Here is a 25,726-nt window from a genome sequence, read left to right as displayed (position 1 = left end):
AATATGCTATCCGCCGAACACCGCGCCATTATCAAAGCAACCGTGCCGCTCCTGGAAAGCGGCGGCGAGGCGCTCACCACGCACTTCTACCGCGTGATGCTCAGCGAGCATCCGGAAGTGCGCCCGATCTTCAATCAATCCCATCAGGCGAGCGGCTCGCAGGCGCGTGCGCTGGCCAACGGCGTCGTGATGTATGCACGCCATATCGATCAGCTCGAGCAACTGGGCGGGCTCGTCGCGCAGGTCATCAACAAGCACGTCTCGCTGAACGTGCAGCCTGAGCACTATCCGATCGTCGGCAAGTGCCTGCTTCGCGCGATTCGTGAAGTACTCGGCGCGGACGTCGCAACCGACGCCGTGATCGAAGCGTGGGCCGCCGCGTATCAGCAACTCGCGGATCTGCTGATCGGCCTCGAAGAGAAGATCTACTCCGAAAGCGCAGCAGCGCCCGGCGGCTGGCGCGGCACGCGGCTGTTCCGCGTCGCGCGCAAAGTACGTGAAAGCGACGAGATCACGTCGTTCTATCTGCGTCCCGACGACGGCGGCGAATTGCTCGCGTTTCAGCCGGGTCAGTACATTGGCGTGCGTCTGGTGATCGACGGCGAAGAAGTGCGCCGCAACTATTCGCTGTCAGCAATGAGCGATGGTCGCGAATATCGCATCAGCGTGAAACGCGAACCGAATGGAACCGTGTCGACGTATCTGCACGAGCAGATGAAGGAAAACGACACGCTCGAACTGTTCGCGCCGGCCGGCGAATTTACGCTGCAACCCGGCGACAAGCCGTTGGTGCTGATCAGCGGCGGCGTAGGTATCACGCCGACGATGGCGATGCTGCAAGCCGCGCTGAAGACCAATCGTCCGGTGCATTTCATTCACGCGGCCCGTCATGGTGGCGTGCATGCGTTCCGCGGCGCGATCGATGCATTGGCCGCGCGCCATCCGCAACTGAAGCGCTTCTATTGCTACGAGCAGCGCCGTGACGGCGATGCCGACGCGCACGCAGTCGGTTACGTCGACGAAGCGAATCTGAAGAAGTGGCTGCCGGAAACGCGTGACGTCGACGTGTATTTCCTCGGGCCCATCGCGTTCATGAAGGCGATCAAGAAAGGCCTGAAGGCGATCGGCGTGCCGGAATCGCAGAGCCGTTATGAGTTCTTTGGGCCGGCTGCCGCGCTCGAATAACGCACTCGAGTAATCGACGAGTACTTGCCCTCTGTGGTTCGTTGCGAAGCGTATTCAAAGACGGGCATCTTCTGGTTTCAATCACGCCGGTGGGTTTGGCCTCGTAAGAAGCGGGCCGAGTCTGCTGTGCGTTCTAGCGCTCCCTTCTGCGGCTAAATGCCCACCAGCCTGTCAGCCCGGTAGAGCCGGCTTCCAGCAACACCATCACCCAAAATCCATGCTTGTTCTCGGCGAGCGGAATGCCACCAACGTTCATGCCGAAGAAACCGGCAATGATATTGATTGGCATCGCCAGCACCGTGACGAGCGTCAGCGTAAATAGCGTGCGGTTGTTCTGCTCCTCGAGACGCGAGGTGATTTCTTCCTGCAGCAATCTAACCCGCTCGATCAATCCGGCCACGTCCGAAAGCACGACCGAGAACTCCTCCGTCGATTCACGCAGATCCTGCACGTCTTCCACATGAAGCCAGCGAGGCGGCCTCGCCAGCAAGCGGAAAATTGCGCCCGGTTCGGGTGCCAGCATCCGCTGCAGGCGTGTCAGCGTGCGACGCATCGCGCCGAGGTCGAGGCGGTTTTGCGTCGGCCGTTGCGACAGGAAGCGGTCCTCGATTCGATCGACGTCGGCACTGTTTCGGCGGACGATCTGCACGAGCAGGTCGGCCTGGTCGCGCGATTTCGGACGGGATGACCTCGAGGTTGAACATGACGTCGTTGACGACTGCGCGCAGTGCGCCGTCCGCATGCTCGATCCGCGTCGAATGCGAGCCTTCGCGCAAGGCGTCGAAAAACGCTTCGGACAGATCGAGTTGCGTGCGCATCCAGCGCTCGCTCGCGCTATGCGCGAGATTGAAGTGAAGCCACAGAAACTCGCCACCGTCCTTTGCGGTAGCGTCGGCATCGTCCTCACTCTCGCGGAACCAGTCGATGACCTCGTCCGCGTCGATCGGCCGTCCGGCAAGCGTCGGCAAGAACCGGAAACCGCAGACCATGCCCGACGAATCCGCGCCGTAGGTTTGCAATGCCAGATCTGATTTCATAGGGCGTTCAATGCGAGCTCTTCCAAGAGGGTTGAGACGCATTGAGGCGGGTGGAGGGTTTCGCTTACTTCAATGCTGGTTGTTAATTTCGGCCGCGTAAACGCAGAAACCCCACCGCTGCGGGTGGGGTTTCTGGCTTTGGGGGAGCCTGACGATTACCTACTTTCACACGGGCAATCCGCACTATCATCGGCGTGGAGTCGTTTCACGGTCCTGTTCGGGATGGGAAGGGGTGGGACCGACTCGCTATGGTCATCAGGCATGACGGGTTGCTGCGTCGCTGTCGGGTTGGGCTCAACCCGGCGCCACAGCCAATCGGGAAGAAGCGTAAAGGATTCGTGTGTTTGGGGTTGTGTTGTTGCTGGCACAACACTGATCTCAAACTGCATGTCTTCATCCCCTTCGNGGGATCGGACACCCGTAAGCGCTAAAGCGCTAACGGGTGTCGAGACACACCTGTTATAGGATCAAGCCTTACGGGCAATTAGTATCAGTTAGCTCAGTACATTACTGTACGTGCACACCTGACCTATCAACGTCCTGGTCTTGAACGACCCTTCAAGGGGCTCGAAGCCCCGGGGATATCTCATCTTAAGGCGAGTTTCCCGCTTAGATGCTTTCAGCGGTTATCTCTTCCGAACATAGCTACCCGGCGATGCCACTGGCGTGACAACCGGTACACCAGAGGTTCGTCCACTCCGGTCCTCTCGTACTAGGAGCAGCCCCCTTCAAATATCCAGCGCCCACGGCGAGATAGGGACCAAACTGTCTCACGACGTTTTAAACCCAGCTCACGTACCTCTTTAAATGGCGAACAGCCATACCCTTGGGACCGGCTACAGCCCCAGGATGAGATGAGCCGACATCGAGGTGCCAAACACCGCCGTCGATATGAACTCTTGGGCGGTATCAGCCTGTTATCCCCAGAGTACCTTTTATCCGTTGAGCGATGGCCCTTCCATACAGAACCACCGGATCACTATGACCTGCTTTCGCACCTGTTCGACTTGTCAGTCTCACAGTCAAGCACGCTTATGCCATTGCACTATCAGCACGATTTCCGACCGTACCTAGCGTACCTTCGTACTCCTCCGTTACACTTTGGGAGGAGACCGCCCCAGTCAAACTGCCTACCATGCACTGTCCCCGATCCGGATCACGGACCAAGGTTAGAACCTCAAACAGATCAGGGTGGTATTTCAAGGACGGCTCCACGCAAACTGGCGTTCACGCTTCACAGCCTCCCACCTATCCTACACAGACCGGTTCAAAGTCCAATGCAAAGCTACAGTAAAGGTTCATGGGGTCTTTCCGTCTAGCCGCGGGGAGATTGCATCATCACAAACACTTCAACTTCGCTGAGTCTCGGGAGGAGACAGTGTGGCCATCGTTACGCCATTCGTGCAGGTCGGAACTTACCCGACAAGGAATTTCGCTACCTTAGGACCGTTATAGTTACGGCCGCCGTTTACCGGGACTTCAATCAGGAGCTTGCACCCCATCATTTAATCTTCCGGCACCGGGCAGGCGTCACACCCTATACGTCCACTTTCGTGTTTGCAGAGTGCTGTGTTTTTATTAAACAGTCGCAGCCACCAGTTTATTGCAACCCCTTCACCCTCCTGGCGCAGGCCAGTCAAGCTACCAGGGCGTACCTTATCCCGAAGTTACGGTACCAATTTGCCGAGTTCCTTCTCCCGAGTTCTCTCAAGCGCCTTAGAATACTCATCTCGCCCACCTGTGTCGGTTTGCGGTACGGTCACTGTGAAACTGAAGCTTAGAGGCTTTTCCTGGAACCCCTTCCAGTTGCTTCGCTTCCGAAGAAGCTCGCGCCACACCCTTGAGTCCTGTGCCCGGATTTGCCAAGGCACCCTCTCCAATGCAGCGACCGGGACTTCCAACACCCGGACAACCTTCCGCGATCCGTCCCCCCATCGCATTTCACAATGGTGCAGAAATATTAATCTGCTTCCCATCAGCTACGCATTTCTGCCTCGCCTTAGGGGCCGACTCACCCTACGCCGATGAACGTTGCGTAGGAAACCTTGGGCTTACGGCGAGGGGGCCTTTCACCCCCTTTATCGCTACTCATGTCAGCATTCGCACTTCCGATACCTCCAGCACACTTTCCAGTGCACCTTCGCAGGCTTACGGAACGCTCTCCTACCATGCACATAAATGTGCATCCGCAGCTTCGGTATATGGCTTAGCCCCGTTACATCTTCCGCGCAGGACGACTCGATCAGTGAGCTATTACGCTTTCTTTAAAGGGTGGCTGCTTCTAAGCCAACCTCCTGACTGTTTTAGCCTTCCCACTTCGTTTCCCACTTAGCCATATTTGGGGACCTTAGCTGGCGGTCTGGGTTGTTTCCTCTTGACACCGGACGTTAGCACCCGATGTCTGTCTCCCGTGATTGCACTCTTCGGTATTCGGAGTTTGCTATGGCGTAGTAATCCGCAATGGACCCCACAACCATGACAGTGCTCTACCCCCGAAGGAGAGACACGAGGCACTACCTAAATAGTTTTCGGAGAGAACCAGCTATTTCGAGTTTGTTTAGCCTTTCACCCCTATCCACAGCTCATCCCCTAACTTTTCAACGTTAGTGGGTTCGGTCCTCCAGCACGTGTTACCGTGCCTTCAACCCGCCATGGATAGATCACCTGGTTTCGGGTCTACACCCAGCGACTGGACGCCCTGTTCGGACTCGCTTTCGCTACGCCTGCCCTAATCGGTTAAGCTCGCCACTGAATGTAAGTCGCTGACCCATTATACAAAAGGTACGCCGTCACCCCTTACGAGGCTCCGACTGTTTGTATGCATGCGGTTTCAGGATCTGTTTCACTCCCCTCCCGGGGTTCTTTTCGCCTTTCCCTCACGGTACTGGTTCACTATCGGTCGATCACGAGTATTTAGCCTTGGAGGATGGTCCCCCCATCTTCAGACAGGATTTCACGTGTCCCGCCCTACTTCTCGTACACCCAGTTCTTTCCCGCTGTTTTCGTCTACAGGGCTATCACCTGCTATGGCCGCACTTTCCAGAGCGTTCGACTAACAATGAGAATAAAGAGTACAGGCTGATCCCATTTCGCTCGCCACTACTTTGGGAATCTCGGTTGATTTCTTTTTCCTGCGGTTACTTAGATGTTTCAGTTCACCGCGTTCGCTTCACGTAGCCTATGGATTCAGCTACGGATACTCCATTAGGAGTGGGTTTCCCCATTCGGACATCTCCGGATCAAAGCTCGTTTGCCAGCTCCCCGGAGCTTTTTCGCAGGCTACCGCGTCCTTCATCGCCTGTGATCGCCAAGGCATCCACCACATGCACTTGTTCGCTTGACCCTATAACGGGTGTGTCTCTCACCACCTTCACTGGGAAGGCAGCGTTTTTCACACACGCTACAGGTTGAGTATTCGTGTTGCGCCGTATTCCAAAGCGATCTCTCGATCACCTTTAAAATACATCGATACAATCACAACCCTGATTCACCTACTCACGCACCCATCTCCAGGTACGCTTTCGTGAATCTCTTTACTACTTCTTCCTGATTGTTAAAGAACGACAGCCGATATAAAGCCTGTGCCTCATACCGCGCTGACTGGCTCAATCGCCAATGCGCAACGCTCTGCCTTCATGCAGAACCCTGCGCATTGAGGATTGGTGGAGGATGACGGGATCGAACCGACGACCCCCTGCTTGCAAAGCAGGTGCTCTCCCAGCTGAGCTAATCCCCCGGTCATACCCTACTCAAGGGTGTCCCAGTCAGCACCACAGACAAAGATGGTGGGTCTGGATGGATTCGAACCATCGACCCCCCCGCCTTATCAAGACGGTGCTCTAACCGACTGAGCTACAGACCCCTGAGTCTGTCTGCGTTGCTTCTCTAAACCACAGCCGATAAGCGTGAGCGCTTGCGCAGCAATGCAAGCTCTGGAAAGGAGGTGATCCAGCCGCACCTTCCGATACGGCTACCTTGTTACGACTTCACCCCAGTCATGAATCCTACCGTGGTGACCGTCCTCCTTGCGGTTAGACTAGCCACTTCTGGTAAAACCCACTCCCATGGTGTGACGGGCGGTGTGTACAAGACCCGGGAACGTATTCACCGCGGCATGCTGATCCGCGATTACTAGCGATTCCAGCTTCACGCACTCGAGTTGCAGAGTGCGATCCGGACTACGATCGGTTTTCTGGGATTGGCTCCACCTCGCGGCTTGGCAACCCTCTGTTCCGACCATTGTATGACGTGTGAAGCCCTACCCATAAGGGCCATGAGGACTTGACGTCATCCCCACCTTCCTCCGGTTTGTCACCGGCAGTCTCCCCGAGTGCTCTTGCGTAGCAACTAGGGACAAGGGTTGCGCTCGTTGCGGGACTTAACCCAACATCTCACGACACGAGCTGACGACAGCCATGCAGCACCTGTGTGATGGCTCCCTTTCGGGCACTCCCGCCTCTCAGCAGGATTCCATCCATGTCAAGGGTAGGTAAGGTTTTTCGCGTTGCATCGAATTAATCCACATCATCCACCGCTTGTGCGGGTCCCCGTCAATTCCTTTGAGTTTTAATCTTGCGACCGTACTCCCCAGGCGGTCAACTTCACGCGTTAGCTACGTTACCAAGCCAATGAAGGCCCGACAACCAGTTGACATCGTTTAGGGCGTGGACTACCAGGGTATCTAATCCTGTTTGCTCCCCACGCTTTCGTGCATGAGCGTCAGTATTGGCCCAGGGGGCTGCCTTCGCCATCGGTGTTCCTCCACATCTCTACGCATTTCACTGCTACACGTGGAATTCCACCCCCCTCTGCCATACTCCAGCGCTGCAGTCACCAATGCAGTTCCCAGGTTAAGCCCGGGGATTTCACATCGGTCTTACAGCACCGCCTGCGCACGCTTTACGCCCAGTAATTCCGATTAACGCTCGCACCCTACGTATTACCGCGGCTGCTGGCACGTAGTTAGCCGGTGCTTATTCTTCCGGTACCGTCATCCCTCACGGATATTAGCCACGAGGTTTTCTTTCCGGACAAAAGTGCTTTACAACCCGAAGGCCTTCTTCACACACGCGGCATTGCTGGATCAGGCTTGCGCCCATTGTCCAAAATTCCCCACTGCTGCCTCCCGTAGGAGTCTGGGCCGTGTCTCAGTCCCAGTGTGGCTGGTCGTCCTCTCAGACCAGCTACAGATCGTCGGCTTGGTAGGCCTTTACCCCACCAACTACCTAATCTGCCATCGGCCGCCCCTTGAGCGCGAGGTCTTGCGATCCCCCGCTTTCCTCCACAGAGCGTATGCGGTATTAATCCGGCTTTCGCCGGGCTATCCCCCACTCCAGGACACGTTCCGATGTATTACTCACCCGTTCGCCACTCGCCACCAGACCGAAGTCCGTGCTGCCGTTCGACTTGCATGTGTAAGGCATGCCGCCAGCGTTCAATCTGAGCCAGGATCAAACTCTTCAGTTCAAACCTGTTACTGTTTTCGGTTCCGCAGTTTCCTGCTTATGAACCGGTCGCTCACTCAACGTACTGACGATGATCAATCCGTCTTTCGACAGATAAACCTTCCTCTAATACTGTGTGAGGCTTCTGATACTTTTGCCTTGCAGCAGATCCATACGGATCCGCCGCCGCATTCCGCATCAAGCGCCCACACTTATCGGCTGTTAGTTTTTAAAGATCGATCCGCCCAACCCGCAGCGCCTGAACCACCACCACCCGGCACTGCTTCGTTTGCGTCGCTGCGTCTGCAGCAGAGAAGCGAGATTATGGAGAGCGGTCCGCGCCGCGTCAATACCCTTCTCACAAATTATTTTAAAAAGTTGAAGAGCTTAAAAATTGAGCAGTGCCGCGTACAACATGAATTAGTTAGGCGTCCAATTGGATTTCCCTAGGCGCCGCGTCGAGTGGAGTTGCGAAAAGCCGTTAAGCAGCTTTTCCACAGAAAATGTTCGCAAGGCTGTGGATAACCGCTCCACAACCGCGCCAAGTACTTGATCCAAAACCATTCTCGCGCGTTGCGCGCGAAGCGTCGCCGCTTGCGCGGCCACGCGTCACCGTCTTATTCAAGCGGACTTCATCGTCACCCGCGCATTCGTACGCATAAAAGCACTGCGCTCGACCATCGCGCCGAACAACAGCCCGATCGTCGTCCACATGACCACCTGCATGCCGATCGCCGCGACGCGGAACTTCCACAGCAGCACGGCCGGGAACGTGGCCGGCACTTCATTGATGACCGGCATCGACAGTTGTACGGCCGCGATGATCGCGACGAATACGAGCCCCGCGACGATCGAGCCGTTCCATGCACCCAGCTTCGCCGCCGCGCGGCGCCGCACCTTCAGCGAAAACACCATCGTTGCGAGCGAAATCGCGATCATCAGAAAGAACAGGCCCGTGCGCGCGCCGATCGTGTCCGGATCACCGACCGACGGCGGATTGGCCGGATACTTGATATTCGGCACGACCACGATGGCGATGAACGCGCCAAGCGCGAGCCACGCAGACAGCGCGCGCACGCTCAACGAACCCGCGCGTCCATACGCATAGGCAAACACCAGCGAGAACAGACCGCCGAATGCCGCGCCATACGTGACCACGCCAGTCAGCAGGCCGAGGCCAGCCTGCGTCTCACGGCTCACGATTTCGGGCTCGGGCGCCTCGCCGCGCGCCGCGGCCGCTTTCTCTTCGAATGAAATCGCCTGATCGACCTGTGGTTCGCCGACGATTCGCGCGAACGCGAACGTGAGCAAGCCCGCGACGATGCCCGCGAGCATCCCGCGCACCAACAATTTACCTACCATGTCGAACTCCGTTAGTGGCAGGGAAAGCCAAGCAGATGGCGGCCGTCGTGCACGAACTCATGCACGTACATGCCGGGCACGAGCGACGTCGCACCCTGTTCCGCACCAACGAAGTAAAGCGCGAGCAACAGCAGCAAGCCGCCGAATACGACCCACGGCAGCAGTTCACGCAAGGGAATGGGAGTGGGCTGGGCCGCCGGTTGCGCGGCGCGATCGAAAACAGCTTCGGTCATGATGGACATCTCCTGGGGTAACGCGCCCCGATAGTCGATTGCAGAGGAATGGTGCGAAGCTCAGGTCTGGCTTTCGGCTCTTGTGGATTGCAAGGCCGATTACAGTGGCGCGACCGCGCCGGGCTCTCACCGGCTTCCGTGCTTCGCATTGTCGGTATTCTACGCGCTAAACTGCGGCTTCCGCGACGGCGAGGGCTGCGCCGCAACGCGCAACGCACGCCGCGAGCCCGTCAAGCCACGCAGGCAAGTGCGAATGAGGCGCCAACGCAAAGAATGGATACGCGACTATTACTGGTGAGCCATGCGGCAACGGCCGCGCAGCGCGCGGGCCGCTTCCCCGCCGACGATCCGCTCGACGCGCGCGGCCGCGCCGAAGCCGAAGCGGCGCGCGCCCGTCTCGCGCTTCCCGCCGACGCCACCGTATTCACCAGCCCCGCCGCCAGCGCCCGCGAAACGGTCGCCGCGCTCGGTCTGAGCGCCACGCCTGCCGACGCATTGGCGGATATCGACTATGGCAAATGGCGCGGCCAGCGCCTCGCGGAGATTGCCGACGAAGCCCCCCGCGAACTCGCCGCCTGGACGCGCGAGCCCGACGCAGCACCGCCCGGGGGTGAATCGTTCGATCGACTCGCGCGGCGGGTCGGAGAGTGGCTCGACGCGCAACAGGCAGACGTACGCTCATGCAACGCGGTCAACGAAGCAGGCTTCGCGGCCTCTGCACACGGTCGAACCATCGTCGCGATCACCCACGCAACGCTTCTGCGAGCGGCAATCGTGCATGCCCTCGGCGCATCGCCAACCGTGTTCTGTCGCATCGAGATCACGCCGCTGTCGGTCGTCGAATTGCACCACTCGCGACGCGGCTGGTCATGGTGGCCGTCTGCCACCGCCTGAACGGAACCGCCGCTTACCTGCCCGACACCACGAGCCGCAATTGGTTCACCCCCTCGGGAGTCAGCGTGATTTCGGTGCGTCGATCCTTCGCGCCGAGATAAAAGTGCTGACGTCCCGGCGAATTCTGATCGTGCGTTGCATCGGGCAGGCACGACGCGATGTCGGCCGCGACCGCTTCCAACGCATCCGCGTTCGAGCCCGCCGCCTGATGCGGCGTCCACGTGCACTGGAAACTACGATGCGCGGCTGAACATTGCGCGTCGTCGCCATAGGGTTGCGCGACGCCTTTGCCGTCGTCGGGCGTCAGCGAGGTGAAGCCGTCGGGCGCCGCGGCGACGATCCGTTTCAGCGCGCCGCAAGGTCTGGGGCTATCGTCGGCGGATGCGCCGACCGGCAGCAGCGCAACGAGCGATGCCGCGGTAAGCGCGATAGCGGAGAGTCGATAGGTTTTCATGTTGTGCGTGAAGCTTCCAGAGTGCTGCTGAAAAAAGCTCGCAGCGAGCCACCCTCAATAGCACGCTTCATGCCCATACGCGCGAACACCCAGCACGCAGGCGGCGCAGGACGGCACACAAATTGCGTGGCGCCATACCGGCCGCAACATCACGCCGCTTCCGATCAAAGCCACTGCCGACGTCATTTCAACCATCATGTCGACTACCACCGCCGCCCCCACCCCCGCCCGCTTATCGTCGGGCATCGCAGGAATCGACGACATCCTCGGCGGTGGTCTTACGCCGAACCGCATGTACCTCATAGAGGGTGCGCCAGGCACGGGCAAAACGACCTTGGCATTGCAATTCTTACTCAAGGGCCTCGACGAAGGGCAGACCGGTCTTTACGTCACGCTGTCCGAAACCCGTGCCGAACTGCTCGCGATCGGCGCGAGCCACGGCTGGGATCTGAGCCGCTTCAAGATACTCGAACAGCTGCCCGAAGAAGGGCTCGAACCGCAATACGAACAGAGCGTGCTGCACCCGGCCGAAGTCGAACTCGGCGAAAGCGTGCGCAACGTGATCGAACACGTCGACGAACTGAAACCCGCGCGCGTCGTGCTCGACAGCTTGTCCGAACTGCGTCTGCTGGCGGAGAACCCGTTGCGCTACCGTCGGCAGATTCTCGCGCTCAAGCACCATTTCTCGACGCGCGCATGCACGGTGCTGCTGCTCGACGACACGTCGGCCAGCGCCTCCGACATTCAGCTTCACAGCATCGTGCACGGCGTGATCAGCCTCGACAACATTGCCCACGATTACGGCGGCAACCGCCGCCGTCTGCGCATCGCGAAGATGCGCGGCATCAAGTTCCGCGAGGGCTATCACGACTTCACGCTGAACACCGGCGGTCTGCGCGTCTATCCGCGCCTCGTCGCCGCCGAGCATCACCGCGAATTCGGCACGAGCCCGATGAGCACCGGCACGTCCGGCCTCGACGCGCTGCTCGGCGGCGGCCTCGTTCCCGGCACCAATTCGCTGGTCATCGGCCCGTCGGGGGTCGGCAAAACCACCACCGTCGTGTCGTGCCTGCTTGCCGCGCTCGAACGCGGCGAGCGCTGCGCGTACTACGTGTTCGATGAAACGCTCAGCACCCTGGTGACGCGCTGCGCGTCGCTCGGCATGGATCTCGCACCGCATGTCGACAGCGGCCTGCTGACGCTGCGCCAGATCGATCCCGCGGAAATTTCGCCGGGCGAGCTGTCGAGCGACGTGCGCAACGCGGTCGAAAACGAGGGCGTGCGCTATGTCGCGGTCGACAGCCTGAACGCCTATCTGCAGGCGATGCCGGGCGAGCGCTTCCTGCTGCTGCACATGCACGAGTTGCTCGGCTATCTGAATCAGCAGGGCGTGGTCACGATGCTCGTGCTCGGGCAGCACGGCATCATCGGCGAGGTGCAGACCGAGGTCGACATCAGTTATCTGAGCGACGTGGTCGTGCTGTTCCGCTACTTCGAGCATCACGGCGAAGTGCTGACCGCGGTAACCGCCGTCAAGAGCCGCGCGAACGATCATGAACGCACGATCCGCCAGTTCCGCCTCGGCACCAAAGGCGTCGAGGTAGGGGAAGCGCTGCGTGACTTCGAGGGCGTGCTGTCGGGCCTGCCCTCGTATCGCGGCAGCACCGCGATGCTCGGTGCGGCGAATCTGATCGACACGTCGGGACAGTAAGCGATGGAGCAGCGCGTCCTCATCCTCGCACCGTTCGGCCGCGACGCCGAAGTGATCGCCGCTGTGCTGCACAACGACGCACGCGCCTGCGTGACCTGCGACGACGCCGACGCGCTCACCAGCGAGCTCGACGCCGGCGCGGGCACCGCGCTGCTCACCGAGGAAGCGCTCGCGAACGGCCACGGCTCGGGCCTCTTTGCGTGGCTCGAACGCCAGCCCGCATGGTCCGACTTCCCGTTCATCCTGCTCGCCGCGCGCAGCATCGGCCATCGCTCCACGCGCGGGCTCGAAGTGCTCGAACGGCTCGGCAACGTCGTCGTGCTCGAACGTCCACTCAATTCGGAGACCTTGCGGCGCGCGGTCGCGTCATCGTTGCGCGCCCGCGGGCGGCAATATGAATCGCGACGGCTGCTTGCCGAGCGCATCGAGGCACAGGACGCGCTGGAGCAGCTGAACGATTCGCTGGAAAGCCGCATCGCCGCGCGCACGCACGAACTCGCGTCAGCCAACGACCGGCTGATGGCCGAGATCCACGAACGCGCGAAGGTGCAGGCCGTGCTCGTGCAATCGCAGAAGATGGAGGCGCTCGGCCAGCTGACTGGCGGCATCGCGCACGACTTCAACAATCTGCTGAACGTGATCATGGTGAACGCGGAACTGATCGCGCGCGTGAGCGGCGACGAACGCCTGCGCGGCATGGCCGCCACCGTCAAACGTGCGACCGAGCGCGGCGCGAAACTGACCGGCCAGCTGCTGACCTTCTCGCGCAACAGCAACCCGAATCTGAAAGCGATCGACGTGGTCGCGCTGCTGCAAGGCATGCGCGACATCATCGCGGTGTCGCTCGGCTCCAGCATCCGCTATGGCAACGACTTCGAGCGTAATGAAATGTGGACCCGGGCCGACGCGAATCAGCTCGAGCTCGCGGTGCTCAATCTCGCGATCAACGCTCGCGACGCGATGCCGGATGGCGGCCGCCTCGACATTCACGTGACCCTGCGCGATGCACCCGACCAGACGCTGAAGCAAGGCCGCTACGTCGTGATCGAAGTCACCGATACCGGAGAAGGCATTCCGCCCGACGTCGTGTCGCGCGTGTTCGATCCGTTCTTCACGACCAAGCCGGTCGGCAAGGGTACGGGGCTCGGCCTGAGCCAGGTATATGGCATCGCGAGGCAGGCGGGCGGCACCGCGCGCATCTTCAGCGAAGAAGGCACCGGCACCACGGTGCAGATCTGGCTGCCGATGCGCGAGCGGGTGCTCGCGCAGAACGAAGCGGAGTCCGACGCGGAAGCGAACGCAGCCGGTGACAAGCACGTGCTCGTGGTCGAGGACGACAACGAGGTGCGCGCGATGCTCGTTGAATCGTTGCGCATGCTCGGCTATACGGTGACCGAGGCCGCCGACGGTCAGGCGGGCCTCGACCGCCTCGTCGACGATCATCCCGATCTGCTGATGGTCGACTTCGCGATGCCGGGCATGAACGGCATCGACGTGATCGCCGCGGCGCGCAAGCTGCGTGCCGATCTTCCGGTGATCCTCGCGACCGGTTATGCGGACGTGAACATTTCCGATCTCGCAGTCAAGCATTGCACGATCCTGCGCAAGCCGTTCCAGCTCGACGATCTGGCGCGCACGGTGCGGATCGGGCTGGTCGCGTGATTCGCACCGCAGACTCCTCCGCTTCGGCCACGATTTCCAAATCAATAGTTTGCTAACGAATATTTTGGAAATACAATACCGGCCATGTCGAATCTCGATGCCTTGCGCCGCACCGTCAGCAGCACGCTGGTCGTCGCCGCCAGAAAGTGGCGGCGCACGAGTCACGGTGTGCTCGCGGCCTTCAACGTCTCCGAAGCGTGCGCGACACCGCTTCTGACCGCAAGCCGGCTCGGCTCGGCGGTGCGTCAGGTCACGCTCGCCGATCACATCGGCATCGAGGGGCCATCGCTCGTGCGGCTGCTCGACCAGTTGTGCGCGGCCGGCCTGATGCGCCGTGACGAAGACCCCGAAGACCGCCGCGCGAAGACCGTCGCCCTGACCGACGAAGGCCGCGCCGTCACCGCGAAGATGGAAGAAGAGCTGGTCACGCTGCGCGCGCAGGCGCTCAAAGGTGTATCGCGCGACGATCTCGAAGCTGCGCTGCGCGTGCTCGACGCATTCACGACCGATGCCGCCGCACGTGCCGAACCAGGCGGCGGCGGCGAGCCCGAGACGGCCAAAGGCGAGGCGCTTGCCAGCAAGGTCAAACGGACGAGCGGCAAAAGCGCGGTCAAACCGGCCGACAAATCACGCGGCACCGTCAAGGCGCGCAAGTCCACCAGGCGCGGCGCGCGAGCCAGCGCGCCGCGAAACGCCGATTCCGCGTAACGGCTTATGGTCTATCCCACTCTCCGCGACTGGCTGTTCTCCGTCAAGACGTTCGCCGCGGCCATGCTCGCGCTCTACATCGGCCTCGCGTTCGAACTGCCGCGGCCGTACTGGGCGATGGCCACCGTCTACATCGTGTCGAACCCGTTCGTCGGCGCGACCCGCTCGAAGGCGATCTATCGTGCGCTGGGCACGGTGCTCGGCGCGTCGGGCGCGGTGCTGCTGGTGCCGCCGTTCGTCGAATCGCCGTACCTGTTCAGCGTGATCGTCGCAGCGTGGACCGGCACGATGCTGTACCTCGCGGTATCGGACCGCACCGCTCGCAGCTACGTGTTCATGCTGGCCGCCTATACGATGCCGATCATCGCGCTGCCGTCGGTGACGAATCCGACCGGCGTCTTCGATCTCGCCGTGAGCCGGACCCTCGAGATCCTTGTCGGCATCGTCTGCGCGAGCATCGTCGGCAGCGCGGTGTTTCCGAGCCGGCTCGCGCCGACGATCATCGAGCGCACCGACGCATGGTTTCGCGACGCCGCGTTCTACGCGACCGAAACGCTATCGGGCCGCATCGCAAGCTCGGCGATTTCCGGCGCGCGGCAACGGCTCGCGAGCACGATCAATGGTCTCGAACTGCTGCTGAGCCAGCTCGCCTACGACCACACGCGGCCCGACGTGCTCGCGCGCGCGCGTGAACTGCGCGGCCGCATGCAGTTGCTGCTGCCGATCATGTCGTCGCTCGCCGATCCGCTGCTCGCGCTCTACAACAACGGCCCGCAACACTGGCCCGAAGGGCTGCAGACGCTGATCGACGACGTCATCAAGTGGTTCGACCAACCGCTGCCCGAGCCGAGCGAGGGCTATCGCGCGGACGAAACCGCCAACGCGCTGCGCGCGCGCATCGCCGCGATGCGCCCGCCTGCCGCCGCGCTCGCGCATTGGGACGGCGCGCTGCTGTCGAACGCGTTGTGGCGCCTGGGGCAAGTGATCGACGTGTGGCAGGACTGCCGCTCGCTGCGCATCATCATCACGCGCGAGGAAGGTTCGTGGCGGCCGCATTTCCGTCACTGGCGGCTCGGCGGCACCGAGCGCTTCTACGATCGCGGCATGATGCTGTTCGCGACGCTGTCGGCGGGCGCGGCCGTGGTGCTCGCGTGCGCGCTGTGGATCGGCTCGGGCTGGAACGACGGCGCGAGCGCGGTCACGCTGGCGGCAGTGGCCTGCTGCTTCTTCGCCGCGCTCGACGAGCCCGCGCCGTTCGTGTTCCGCTTCTTCGTCGCGACGGGCGTCGCCGTCGTGGCCGCGGGCCTCTATCTGTTCGTCGTGCTGCCGCAGGTGCACGACTTCGCGATGCTGGTGATCTTGTTCGCCGCGCCGTTCATTCTGGTCGGCACGCTGATTCCACGCCCGCAGTTCAACATGGTGACGGTGCTGGTCGCGGTGAACACGGCCACCTTCATCAGCATTCAGGACGCTTACGACGCGAACTTCCTGACGTTCCTGAACGCCAACCTCGCGGGCCTTTCCGGCCTGCTCTACGCCTATCTGTGGACCCGCGTGACGCGCCCGTTCGGCGCCGAGCTCGCCGCGGCGCGCCTGTTGCGCTCGAGCTGGGCCGACGTCGCGCTGACCGCATCCACGCGGCCGATCGAAGATCCGCGCAACCTCGCCGCGCGCATGCTCGACCGGTTGATGCAATTGATCCCGCGCCTCGCGGCCACCGACGATTACCGCCATCCATCGATCGAGAGCTTCCGCGACCTGCGCATCGCGTTCAACGCGCTCGATCTGCGCCGCCTCACACGCAAGCTCGGCGGCGAAGCGGCCGGCGCGATCGAGCATGTGCTCGATGGAGTGCGTACATACTACGAGAGCTGCGTCGCTCGACGCCACCGCGAGCCGGTACCGGACAGCCTGATGTCGTTGATCGACGTGGCCGTCGCGCGCGTCACCGCGCAGGGGCTCGCCAACGCCGCGGCGCCGACCGAGACCTCGCAAACCTCGGCGCGCCAGTTGCGCGATGCGCTGCACGCGCTGGTCGGCTTGCGTCTTTCGCTGTTTCCGGCGACCCTCACGAAACCAACGCCGACCGAACCGGAGGCCGCCGCGTGACGTACCCATTCTTGCGCCACCGCTCGTACCCGCTGGCGCGCCCCGCCCCCCCCCTTTCCCAGTTCCCGCGATGATCGGTGAAATCGATATCTTCGGCGTGTTCGTACCGTCCGTGCTGGTCCTGATGTTGATCGCGTATCTGATCAACCTCGGCATTCGCACCGTGCTCGATTACGCCGGCTTTTACCGCTTCGTCTGGCATCGCTCCATCTTCGATCTCGGCATCTATGTGCTGGTGCTGGGCCTTGTCGTCGTCGTTTCGCACAGACTAATAACGTGAAAAAAACCTGGTTCTCCGTCGGTCAGATCCTGCTGACCCTGATCGTCGTGGTGGTCGCGGCATTCGTGCTGTGGAAACTCGTCAACTACTACATGTTCGCGCCGTGGACCCGCGACGGGCACGTACGCGCCGACGTAATCCAGGTCGCCCCCGACGTGTCGGGACTGATTTCGTCGGTCGAGGTCATGGACAACCAGCAGGTCAAGCAGGGCCAGGTGCTGTTCAGGATCGATCAGGCGCGCTACACGCTCGCCTTGCGTCAGGCCGAGGCAACCGCGCAGCAGCGTCGCGCGACGCTCGATCAGGCGCGCCGCGAATATGCGCGCAACCGCCAGCTCGGCAATCTCGTGGCCGCCGAAGCGCTCGAAGAAAGCCGCTCGCGCGTCGACGCGGGCGAAGCCGCGCTTGCCGACGCGAACGTCGCGATCGACACCGCGAAGCTGAACCTCGAACGTTCGACGATCAAAAGCCCGGTCGACGGCTATCTGAACGACCGCGCGCCGCGCGCCGGCGAATTCGTCGCGGCGGGCCGCGCGGTGGTCGCGGTGGTCGACATGCATTCGTTCCGCGTCGACGGCTACTTCGAGGAGACCAAGCTGCGCGGCATCGACATCGGCCAGCCGGTCGACATCATCGTGATGGGCGAGCCGAAGCCGCTGCGCGGGCACGTGCAGAGCATCGTCGCCGGCATCGAAGACCGCGACCGCACGCAAAGCGCCAATCTGCTGCCGAACGTGAACCCGGCGTTCAGCTGGGTGCGGCTCGCGCAGCGCATTCCGGTGCGCGTCGCGCTCGATGAAGTGCCCGCTGATTTTCGCCTGATCGCGGGGCGGACCGCGACGGTGTCGGTGCGTGACCTGTCGCCGGTCAGGACCCGAGCCGTGTCGGGCACGGGCGGCGCATCTGGCTCGGTCGCCGCTTCGGCTGCGCCAGTGGCGCCGGGTTCGTCGGTGGGCTCCGGGTCGGCCGGGGCAGCGGGCACCGCATCGGGCGCGTCGCAATGAAGTTCGTGCGTACCTTGTCCTCGCTGGCGCCGCGCTTGCCGCTGCTGCCGCTGCTGCCGTTATTGCCGCTCACCTTCGCGCTGAACGGCTGCATCAACGTCGGGCCGAACTACACGCTGCCGAAACAGGCGCTCGTCAATGCGCCGCTCGCCACCGGAGCGATCGAGGGCGCCGATCCCAAGCTGACGTCGAACCTCAATACGCCGACCGTCTGGTGGAAGCTGTACGACGATCCGGTGCTGAACGGTCTGGTCGAACAGGCGTTGAAATCGAATACCGACCTGCGCGTCGCGGCCGCGAATCTCGCGCGCTCGCGCGAAGCGCTGGGCGTGGCGCAGGCGCAGGGCGGCTTCTCGGGCAACGCGTCGGTGGCGATCCAGCGCGCGCAGGAATCGGCCGAGCAATTCCTGCTGTTCGAGAAACTGCCGGTCGCCAATCTGGGCGACATGGGCATCAACGTCTCGTACGAAATCGATCTGTTCGGCAAGCTGCGCCGCGGTGTCGAAGCGGCGGGGGCGGACACAGAGGCGGTGGAAGCCGCGGGCGACCTCGCGCGCATCACCGTCGTCGCGGACGTGGTGCGCTCGTACGTCGAACAATGCTCGGCGGCGGAGGAATTGCACATCGCGCAGCAATCGCTCGCGTTGCAGAAGCAGCGCGTGGATCTGTCGCGCCGTCTGCGCGACGCCGGCCGCGGCAACCAGACCGCGGTCACGAGCGGCCAGACCCAGGTCGAGACGCTGACGGCCGACATTCCGCGCTACACCGCACGACGCAAGATCGCGCAATACCGGCTCGCAATGCTGCTGGCGCAGTCACCGTCCCAGTTGCCGCCGGCCGTGCTCGCGTGCGACCGGCTGCCGCAAATCCACCAGCCGATTCCGATCGGCGACGGCGCCGGGCTGCTGCGGCGGCGCCCGGATGTGCACGAAGCCGAGCGTCAGCTCGCGGCGTCGACGGCGCGCATCGGCGTCGCGACCGGCGCGCTTTACCCGAGCATCAGCATCGGCGCGTCGGCGGGCTTCACCGGCATTCTGGAAGACATTCCCACCCAGCCGACGGCGCGTTGGGGCTTCGGTCCGCTGATCAGCTGGAACTTCCCGGCCAATGGCGCGCGGCAGCGGGTCCGCGAAGCCGAAGCGTCGAGCCAGGTCGCGCTCGCGAAGTTCGACGGCGTGGTGCTGGGCGCTCTGCGTGAAACCGAGACCAACCTCGCAACCTACGCGTCCGATTACGCACGCGCCGAAGCGCTGCGCGCGGCGCTGAAGTCGGCCGCGCAATCGGCGGATGAAACGCATCGGCTGTATCGCGCGGGGCGCGAGTCGTTCATCGCCGACCTCGACGCGACGCGCACGCTGACGTCCGCGAGGTCGCAGCTCGCGGCGGCGGAAGGGCAGGTGGCGGTCGATCAGGTCAATCTGTTCCTGTCGCTGGGCGGCGGGTGGGAGGTCGGCGGGCAAAGCACGCCGGGAGAAACGCGGCCGCAGTTGCAGGCCACACCTGTGGCGGGCAAGCCGGGCGCGAAGTCGGGAGAGTCGGGCGCCGCGACTGCGAAAGCGCCTTGATCGGCCGTCTTACGATTTATTTTTGACAAGCTTTCTTTTTGCTTTCTATTTCGGTTAAATACGTGACACCACTTCAACTACGGGGTCTCGTATGTCGCCATTCATGCAGGGCGTAGTCACGTTGGGCGGATGCATCGGTATCTTCACCGCGGTGGTGACGGTGGTCGAAATGTTTGCGCGTTGAGTTTGGCGGGCGGCGCTCCGCAACAGCGGCTCAGCTCTTGCGCGCCTTCGCCGCCGCCTGATGTATCGCCGCCCGCACCCGCGGATACGTGCCGCAACGGCACACCACCGGCGTCATCGCCTCGTCGATGTCGGCATCGGTCGGATCGGGCTTGTGCTTCAGCAACGCGCAAGCCGCCATCAATTGCGCGCTCTGGCAATAACCGCACTGCACCACATCGAGTTCGAGCCACGCGGTCTTCAGCGCCTGCGCCTCGCGTCCCTGCAAACCCTCGATCGTCGTGATCTTCTGCGTATGCAGGCTCGACATCGGCGTCTGGCAAGCGAGGCACGCGGCATCATCGAGATTGATCGTGCATGCGCCGCAGATGCCCACGCCGCAGCCGAACTTGGTGCCTGTCATGCCGAGATCGCAGCGCAGTACCCATAGCAGCGGCATGTCCGGGTCGGCATTGACCAGCACCCTGCGTCCGTTGATGTTCAGTAGCGCCATGCCTGCCTCCTGAGTCGCCACGCTGCATCGCAAGCTGTTGCCTGTCCGCAGTCCGTCATGCAAGCCGCAACGGCAGCGCCCGCAAACGCTGCCCCGTCAGCGCGAACACCGCATTGCCCACCGCCGGCGCGATCGGCGGCACGCCCGGCTCGCCGACACCTTGCGGATGCAGTTGGCTCGGCATGATGTCGACTTCGATCGCCGGGCACACATTCATCCGCACGACCGGAAAGTCCACGAAGTTCTTCTGCTGCACCTGGCCGTTGACGATCGTGATCTCGTTTTGCAACGCGCTCGACAGCCCAAACACGATGCCGCCTTCCATCTGCTGACGGATCAGGTTCGGGTTCACCGGTAAGCCGCAATCGATCACGCACACCACGCGATGCACGCGAATCTGCCGGTTCGCCCCGATCGACACCTCCGCGACCTGCGCAACGACGCTGCCGAATGCCTCGTGCAACGCGACGCCACGGGCGCAGCGCGCGCCATCGGCGGCGGGTTTGAGCGGACGTCCCCAGTCCGATAACTTCTCGACACGCTCCAAAACCGCCAGATGACGCGGATGCTGGGCGAGCAGCATCGCGCGAAATGCGATCGGGTCCTGGCCGGCCGCGGCGGCGGCTTCGTCGGTGAAGCTCTCGGTGAAGAAGGCCTGATGCGAGTGGCCGACGGAGCGCCAGAAGCCGATCGGCACCGGCAATTCGACGATCTTGTGCGACACGCGCGCGGCCGGCCACTCGTACGGTTGATCGAACGCGCCTTCGCAGGTGGTCTTGTCGATCGGAATGCGGGGCATGCCGTAGTAGCGCGCGAGCGCATCCGGCACGATCGCCTGGCCCGCCGACTTCGCGTGCCACGCGACCAGCTTGCCCTGTTCGTCGAAGCCGGCCTGCAGCCATGCCGCGCACGCGGGCCGGTAGAAGTCGTGCGTGAAATCCTGCTGGCGCGACCAGATGGTCTGCACCGGACGGCCATCGGCCTCGCGCGCGATCGCCGCGGCCTGCGCGACGAAATCGAGTTCGAGGCGCCGGCCGAACGCGCCGCCCAACAACTGCGTCTGCACATCGACGAGATCGACGTCGAGGTCGAGCACTTTCGCCGCATGGTGCCGCGCGAGCCGCGGCATTTGCGTCGATACCCAGACGGTCGCCGCGCCGTCGGCGACCTGCACCGTGCAGTTCAGCGGCTCGACCGCGCCATGCGCGAGGTAGGGCGCGTGATAGACCGCTTCGATCTTGCGCGCCGCGCGACTCATCGCGTTGTCGACGTTGCCGATGTCGTAATACACGTGACCGTCCGTATGGTCGAGCGCGTCGACGAGGTGGCGATCCACTTCCGTGCTCGACAGCTTCGCGGCCTCGCCGTGATGCCAGCTCACGTTGATCGCCTCGACCGCGTTCATCGCGTGAAACGCATTGTCCGCGATCACGGCTACGCCGCCGGTGCCGCCCGCATACGGCCGCACGGCGAGCGCCTTGATGAAGCCCGGCATTTTTTGCGCAGGCGTCGCGTCGAAATGCGCGACCGTGCCGCCGAGCGTCGGGCACATCACGACGCTCGCATAGACCAGGCCGTTCGGCAGCACGTCGATGCCGAAGCGCGCCGCGCCGTCGATTTTCGACGCGGCTTCGATGCGCCGTACGGGCTGGCCGATCAGCTTGAAGTCGGCGGGCTGCTTCAGGACGACGCTGCGCGGCAGCGGCTGGCCCGAGGCCACCGACGACAACTCGCCGAACGTCGCCTTATGTCCCCGCGGATGCAGCACGTAGCCCTGTTCCGCGCGGCATTCGCGGACCGGCACGTCCCAGCGCTCGGCCGCCGCCCCGATCAGCATCACGCGCGCCGACGCGCCGGCCTCGCGCATCGGCGTCCAGAGATCGTTCATGCTCGACGAGCCGCCCGTCATCATCGTGCCGATCTCACGCACCGCCTTGCTCGTAATCCACACGGTGCCGCGCCGGATATAGCTGTCGTCGTCCGGGCGAAACGGCAGATCGTCGACGATGCTCTGCACCGCGTTGTAGATCCGGTCGATCGGCGCCTCTTCGACGTGCACCTGCGACCAGTCGGCGTCGAGCTCTTCGGCGAGCAGCATCGCCAGCCCCGTATGGATGCCCTGCCCCATCTCGGCCTTCGGCACCATGATCGTCACACGGTTGTCGGTATCGATCTTGACCCAGCCGTTCAGCGCGACCTGCGTGCCTTGCGTCGGCAGCGGCGTCGACGTCATCAGGCGCTGGCGCGGCGGCAGCACGCCCCAGCCGACCAGCAGCCCGCCCAACGCACTGGCGCCGCCAAGCAGAAAGGTTCTGCGCGTCAACATGGCATGACTCGCTCGGCTGGCTCGATGGTAGAAAGCGGCGACAGCGCCGATGCACCCGTCTTTGACTGCGAATAGTAATAAGACGAATCGGCGTGCGTGAGACTTAATTGCGCGCGTGAACCTGGAGCGGCCGTGCGGCGTGGAAAGGCGGGGACTGAAAGCGGCGGGGGAAAGTCGTGGGGTGTTTCATTAACTGCCGTCGCGCGGGCCGCGGTGTGCGAGCGTGATTAAAACCGCTGGCACACCGCGAACCTTGCGCTTTGATTCAATCAGGCGATCATGCGACCGGATCAACGGCGGTTCGAACCCGAGACCACATCGATCCATACGGCCAGCACGAGGATGCCGCCCTTCACGATCATCTGCCAGTATGCGTCGACGTCGAGCATCGACATGCCGTTGTCGAGGCTCGCCATCACCAGCGCGCCGATCAGCGCGCCGTAGACGGTGCCAGAGCCGCCGCGCATCGACGTGCCGCCGATGAAGCACGCGGCGATCGCATCGAGCTCGCCCATCGAGCCGGCCGACGGCGAACCGGCCGCGAGCCGCGCCGTGTTGACGATGCCGGCGAACGCGCACATCAGCCCCATCAGCGCGAAGATCGCAAGCTTCACGCGGTCGGTGTTGACACCCGAGAGCCGCGTCGCTTCGAGATTCGAGCCGACCGCGTAGATGCGGCGTCCGAACACGGTCTGCGTCGCGATCCACGTGAAGATGCCGAGCAGCGCGAGCAGCAGCAACACCGGCACCGGAATGCCGCCGTAGTTGTCGAGCATCGCGACGAAGCCGGCGAGAATCGCGCCCGCGCCGACCACCTTCGCGACGTCCTGCCAGAACGGCACGACGCGCAACTGATAACGCTGCCGGTTGGCGCGCTGGCGGATCGTCAGGAAGGCCAGCAGCACGAACAGCACGACGGCGAGCGTGTCGCCGGCGAGCCGCGGCAGATAGCCCTGGCCGACGAACACGAAGCTGTCCGACACCGGCGCGATCGTCGAGCCGCCGGTAATACCGAGCAGAATGCCGCGATACGCCAGCATGCCGCCGAGCCCGACGATAAACGACGGCACGCGCCGATACGTCGACCACCAGCCGTTGAACAAGCCGACCACGATGCCGAGCAGCAGCACGACCGGAATGGTCACGCCGATCGGCCAGTGCCGGTTCACGTCGAGAATCGCCGCGACGCCGCCGAGCAAGCCGAGGAGTGAGCCGACAGACAGGTCGATTTCACCGGCGATGATCACGAACACCATGCCGCACGCAAGCATGCCGGTAATCGACATCTGCCGCAGCAGATTCGACAGGTTGCGTGGCGTGACGAACGCACCGTGCGTAAGCGCCGAAAAGAAAATCCAGATCACGGCCACGGCAATCAGCAGCGCGAGAATCTTGTAGCGCGCGAACAGTTGCTGGAGCCGTTGCGAGCCGCCGAATGTGTCTCGCGGCGCGGCGTTGTCGGTGCGTTGGGAAGTTACGTCGGGAGTCATGCGGCACTCGCTGCGGTTGAGTTCGTAGATAGATGCACGGGGCGGATCGCGGCGCCGAGAATGTCTTCCTGCGTGAGACCGTCGTTGACGAAGTCGCCGCGCAACTCGCCTTCGCCGATCACCAGCACGCGGTCGCTGATGCCGAGCACTTCCGGCAATTCGGACGACACCATCACGATCGACATGCCGCGCTGCGCCAGCTGGAAGATCAGCTTGTAGATCTCGTACTTGGCGCCGACATCGACGCCGCGTGTCGGTTCGTCGAGGATCAGCACGGTCGGGTTGGTCAGCAGCATGCGCGTGAGCACGGCCTTCTGCTGATTGCCGCCCGACAGACTTGCAATCGATAGCATCGGATTCGCCGCGCGCACGGAAAGCCGCTTCATTTCCGTATGAATCGTGTCGAGTTCGGCTGCGGAATCGATGCGTCCGCCCGACGCGAAACGCTGCAATACCGCAAGCGTGATGTTATGGCCGACGCTCATGCCCGGCACGATGCCGTGGCGTTTGCGGTCCTCGGGCACCATCGCGATGCCGGCGCGAATCGCGTCGATCGGCGCGCGGATCTTCAGCGGCTTGCCGTCGAGCACGACATGTGCCTCGCTGATGCCCGCATACGCGCCGAAGATCGCCTGCATCAGCTCGGTGCGGCCAGCGCCGACGAGCCCGGCGACGCCGAGAATCTCGCCGCGTCGCAACGAGAACGACACGTCGTCCACGCGCTTGCGGCGCGGATTCGTCACGTCGAAACAGGTGACGTTGCGGGCTTCGAAGATCACGTCGCCGATCGGATGCGGCTCGCGCGGAAACAGATTCTTGATCTCGCGGCCGACCATCAGCGCGATGATCCGCTCGGTCGTCAGCGCGTGCATCGGCTCGGTCGCGACATGGCGGCCGTCGCGAATCACGCTGATCGTGTCGCAGACTGCCGCCACTTCGTCGAGCTTGTGGGAGATGTACACGCAGGCGATGCCGCGCCGTTTCAGATCGCGCACGATGTCGAGCAGAATCGCGATTTCGGAGGCGGTCAGCGACGACGACGGTTCGTCGAGAATCAGCAGCTTCGCGCGCTTGTTCAGCGCCTTCGCGATTTCGATCAGCTGTTGATGGCCGCCGCCGTAGTTCATCACGGGCTGCGCGGCGTTGATGCCGCTGATGCCGAGTTCGCGCAAGAGTTCGTCGGCGCGCTGATACATCGCCGCGTAATTCATGCGGCCGCCCGGCAGCGTGATTTCGTTGCCGAGAAAGATGTTTTCCGCGACCGACAACTCCGGCACGAGCATCAGTTCCTGGTGGATGATGATGATGCCCGCGCGTTCGGTGTCGCGTACGCTCGCGGCCTTCAGCGTCTCGCCTTCCCAGGTTATTTCGCCATCCCAGGTTCCATGCGGATACACGCCGGACAATACCTTCATCAGCGTCGATTTGCCCGCGCCGTTTTCGCCGCACAGGCCCACGCATTCGCCCGGCGATACGGTCAGATCGATGCCATCGAGCGCCTTCACGCCGGAAAAAGCTTTGACGATGCCGCGCATCGTCAGAAGAGGTTGCGTCATTCGCTATGCCTCGCTGCAAGTTGGGCCGAT

16 protein-coding genes, 2 tRNA genes, 3 rRNA genes, 1 pseudogene and 1 riboswitch are annotated in these 25,726 nt (G+C 62.8%); of the genes and pseudogenes, 9 read left to right on the top strand and 13 right to left on the bottom strand.

Annotated features, from left to right (window positions below; genetic code table 11):
- Nucleotides 1-3 precede the first annotated feature (3 nt).
- Entirely contained in the window at nt 4-1,185 is a 1,182-nt protein-coding gene (gene hmpA / locus G5S42_RS14005; protein WP_176107269.1) for an NO-inducible flavohemoprotein, read from the top strand.
- A gap of 133 nt (nt 1,186-1,318) precedes the next feature.
- Here hmpA and G5S42_RS14000 read toward each other — a convergent pair.
- The 8 genes and pseudogenes from G5S42_RS14000 to G5S42_RS13965 form a co-directional block, all read right to left on the bottom strand.
- Nucleotides 1,319-2,222: pseudogene (locus tag G5S42_RS14000) on the bottom strand (CorA family divalent cation transporter).
- Nucleotides 2,223-2,368: 146 nt separating this feature from the next.
- A 5S ribosomal RNA gene (rrf, locus tag G5S42_RS13995) occupies nt 2,369-2,482 on the bottom strand.
- A gap of 203 nt (nt 2,483-2,685) precedes the next feature.
- Nucleotides 2,686-5,565: ribosomal RNA gene (locus G5S42_RS13990) — 23S ribosomal RNA — on the bottom strand.
- Nucleotides 5,566-5,882: 317 nt separating this feature from the next.
- A tRNA-Ala gene (locus G5S42_RS13985) sits at nt 5,883-5,958 on the bottom strand.
- A gap of 47 nt (nt 5,959-6,005) precedes the next feature.
- A tRNA-Ile gene (locus G5S42_RS13980) sits at nt 6,006-6,084 on the bottom strand.
- Nucleotides 6,085-6,158: 74 nt separating this feature from the next.
- Nucleotides 6,159-7,688, bottom strand: a 16S ribosomal RNA gene (locus G5S42_RS13975).
- The 16S, 23S and 5S rRNA genes sit together here with 2 tRNA genes alongside, the layout of an rRNA operon.
- 599 nt (nt 7,689-8,287) lie before the next feature.
- On the bottom strand, nt 8,288-9,028 hold the full coding sequence (locus tag G5S42_RS13970; RefSeq protein WP_176107268.1) for a CbtA family protein: 741 nt from the start codon (nt 9,026-9,028) through the stop codon (nt 8,288-8,290).
- A gap of 11 nt (nt 9,029-9,039) precedes the next feature.
- Entirely contained in the window at nt 9,040-9,261 is a 222-nt protein-coding gene (locus tag G5S42_RS13965) for a CbtB domain-containing protein (RefSeq protein WP_013093044.1), read from the bottom strand.
- A gap of 51 nt (nt 9,262-9,312) precedes the next feature.
- Nucleotides 9,313-9,447, bottom strand: a riboswitch (cobalamin riboswitch).
- A gap of 87 nt (nt 9,448-9,534) precedes the next feature.
- On the opposite strand from G5S42_RS13965, the gene G5S42_RS13960 reads away from it, so the two are divergent.
- Nucleotides 9,535-10,155, top strand: coding sequence for a histidine phosphatase family protein (locus G5S42_RS13960; RefSeq protein ID WP_176107267.1), 621 nt, complete (start codon nt 9,535-9,537; stop codon nt 10,153-10,155).
- 13 nt (nt 10,156-10,168) lie between these two features.
- Here the strand turns inward: G5S42_RS13960 and G5S42_RS13955 are convergent, their stop codons facing one another.
- Nucleotides 10,169-10,609 carry a hypothetical protein gene (locus G5S42_RS13955; protein ID WP_176107266.1) on the bottom strand — a complete coding sequence of 147 codons (441 nt, stop codon included), beginning with the start codon at nt 10,607-10,609 and terminating at the stop codon, nt 10,169-10,171.
- 196 nt (nt 10,610-10,805) lie between these two features.
- On the opposite strand from G5S42_RS13955, the gene G5S42_RS13950 reads away from it, so the two are divergent.
- The 7 genes from G5S42_RS13950 to G5S42_RS13920 all read left to right on the top strand — a co-directional run bounded on the left by G5S42_RS13950 (nt 10,806) and on the right by G5S42_RS13920 (nt 19,648).
- Complete coding sequence (locus G5S42_RS13950; RefSeq protein ID WP_176107265.1) at nt 10,806-12,320, top strand: ATPase domain-containing protein; 1,515 nt, start codon at nt 10,806-10,808, stop codon at nt 12,318-12,320.
- Nucleotides 12,321-12,323: 3 nt separating this feature from the next.
- Nucleotides 12,324-13,982, top strand: a complete 1,659-nt coding sequence (locus tag G5S42_RS13945; protein ID WP_176107264.1) for an ATP-binding protein — start codon at nt 12,324-12,326, stop codon at nt 13,980-13,982.
- A gap of 84 nt (nt 13,983-14,066) precedes the next feature.
- Nucleotides 14,067-14,690, top strand: coding sequence for a MarR family winged helix-turn-helix transcriptional regulator (locus G5S42_RS13940; protein WP_176107263.1), 624 nt, complete (start codon nt 14,067-14,069; stop codon nt 14,688-14,690).
- Between the two features lie 6 nt (nt 14,691-14,696).
- A complete protein-coding gene (locus tag G5S42_RS13935; RefSeq protein ID WP_176107262.1) occupies nt 14,697-16,799 on the top strand; it encodes an FUSC family protein in 2,103 nt (700 codons plus the stop codon).
- Nucleotides 16,800-16,869: 70 nt separating this feature from the next.
- The gene (locus G5S42_RS13930; protein WP_176107261.1) at nt 16,870-17,079 is read left to right on the top strand and encodes a DUF1656 domain-containing protein; all 210 of its coding nucleotides are present in this window, start codon (nt 16,870-16,872) and stop codon (nt 17,077-17,079) included.
- A complete protein-coding gene (locus G5S42_RS13925; RefSeq protein WP_176107260.1) occupies nt 17,076-18,083 on the top strand; it encodes an efflux RND transporter periplasmic adaptor subunit in 1,008 nt (335 codons plus the stop codon). The genes G5S42_RS13930 and G5S42_RS13925 overlap by 4 nt, the downstream gene beginning before the upstream one ends.
- Nucleotides 18,080-19,648, top strand: a complete 1,569-nt coding sequence (locus G5S42_RS13920) for an efflux transporter outer membrane subunit (RefSeq protein WP_176107259.1) — start codon at nt 18,080-18,082, stop codon at nt 19,646-19,648. The genes G5S42_RS13925 and G5S42_RS13920 overlap by 4 nt, the downstream gene beginning before the upstream one ends.
- A 214-nt stretch (nt 19,649-19,862) precedes the next feature.
- On the opposite strand, the gene G5S42_RS13915 is transcribed toward G5S42_RS13920, so the two are convergent.
- The 4 genes from G5S42_RS13915 to xylG form a co-directional block, all read right to left on the bottom strand.
- A complete protein-coding gene (locus tag G5S42_RS13915) occupies nt 19,863-20,324 on the bottom strand; it encodes a (2Fe-2S)-binding protein (protein ID WP_176107258.1) in 462 nt (153 codons plus the stop codon).
- 55 nt (nt 20,325-20,379) lie between these two features.
- A complete protein-coding gene (locus tag G5S42_RS13910) occupies nt 20,380-22,650 on the bottom strand; it encodes a xanthine dehydrogenase family protein molybdopterin-binding subunit (RefSeq protein WP_176107257.1) in 2,271 nt (756 codons plus the stop codon).
- A 290-nt stretch (nt 22,651-22,940) separates the two neighbouring features.
- Nucleotides 22,941-24,140: a sugar ABC transporter permease gene (locus tag G5S42_RS13905; protein ID WP_176107256.1), complete on the bottom strand. Its 1,200-nt coding sequence runs from the start codon at nt 24,138-24,140 to the stop codon at nt 22,941-22,943.
- The gene (xylG, locus tag G5S42_RS13900; RefSeq protein WP_176107255.1) at nt 24,137-25,696 is read right to left on the bottom strand and encodes a D-xylose ABC transporter ATP-binding protein; all 1,560 of its coding nucleotides are present in this window, start codon (nt 25,694-25,696) and stop codon (nt 24,137-24,139) included. The genes G5S42_RS13905 and xylG overlap by 4 nt, the downstream gene beginning before the upstream one ends.
- Nucleotides 25,697-25,726 lie beyond the last annotated feature (30 nt).

Source organism: Paraburkholderia youngii (assembly GCF_013366925.1).
GTDB classification, from domain to species: Bacteria; Pseudomonadota; Gammaproteobacteria; order Burkholderiales; family Burkholderiaceae; genus Paraburkholderia; species Paraburkholderia youngii.
The sequence above is the reverse complement of the archived record's forward strand: the minus strand, read 5'-3'. Positions and strand labels throughout refer to the sequence as shown.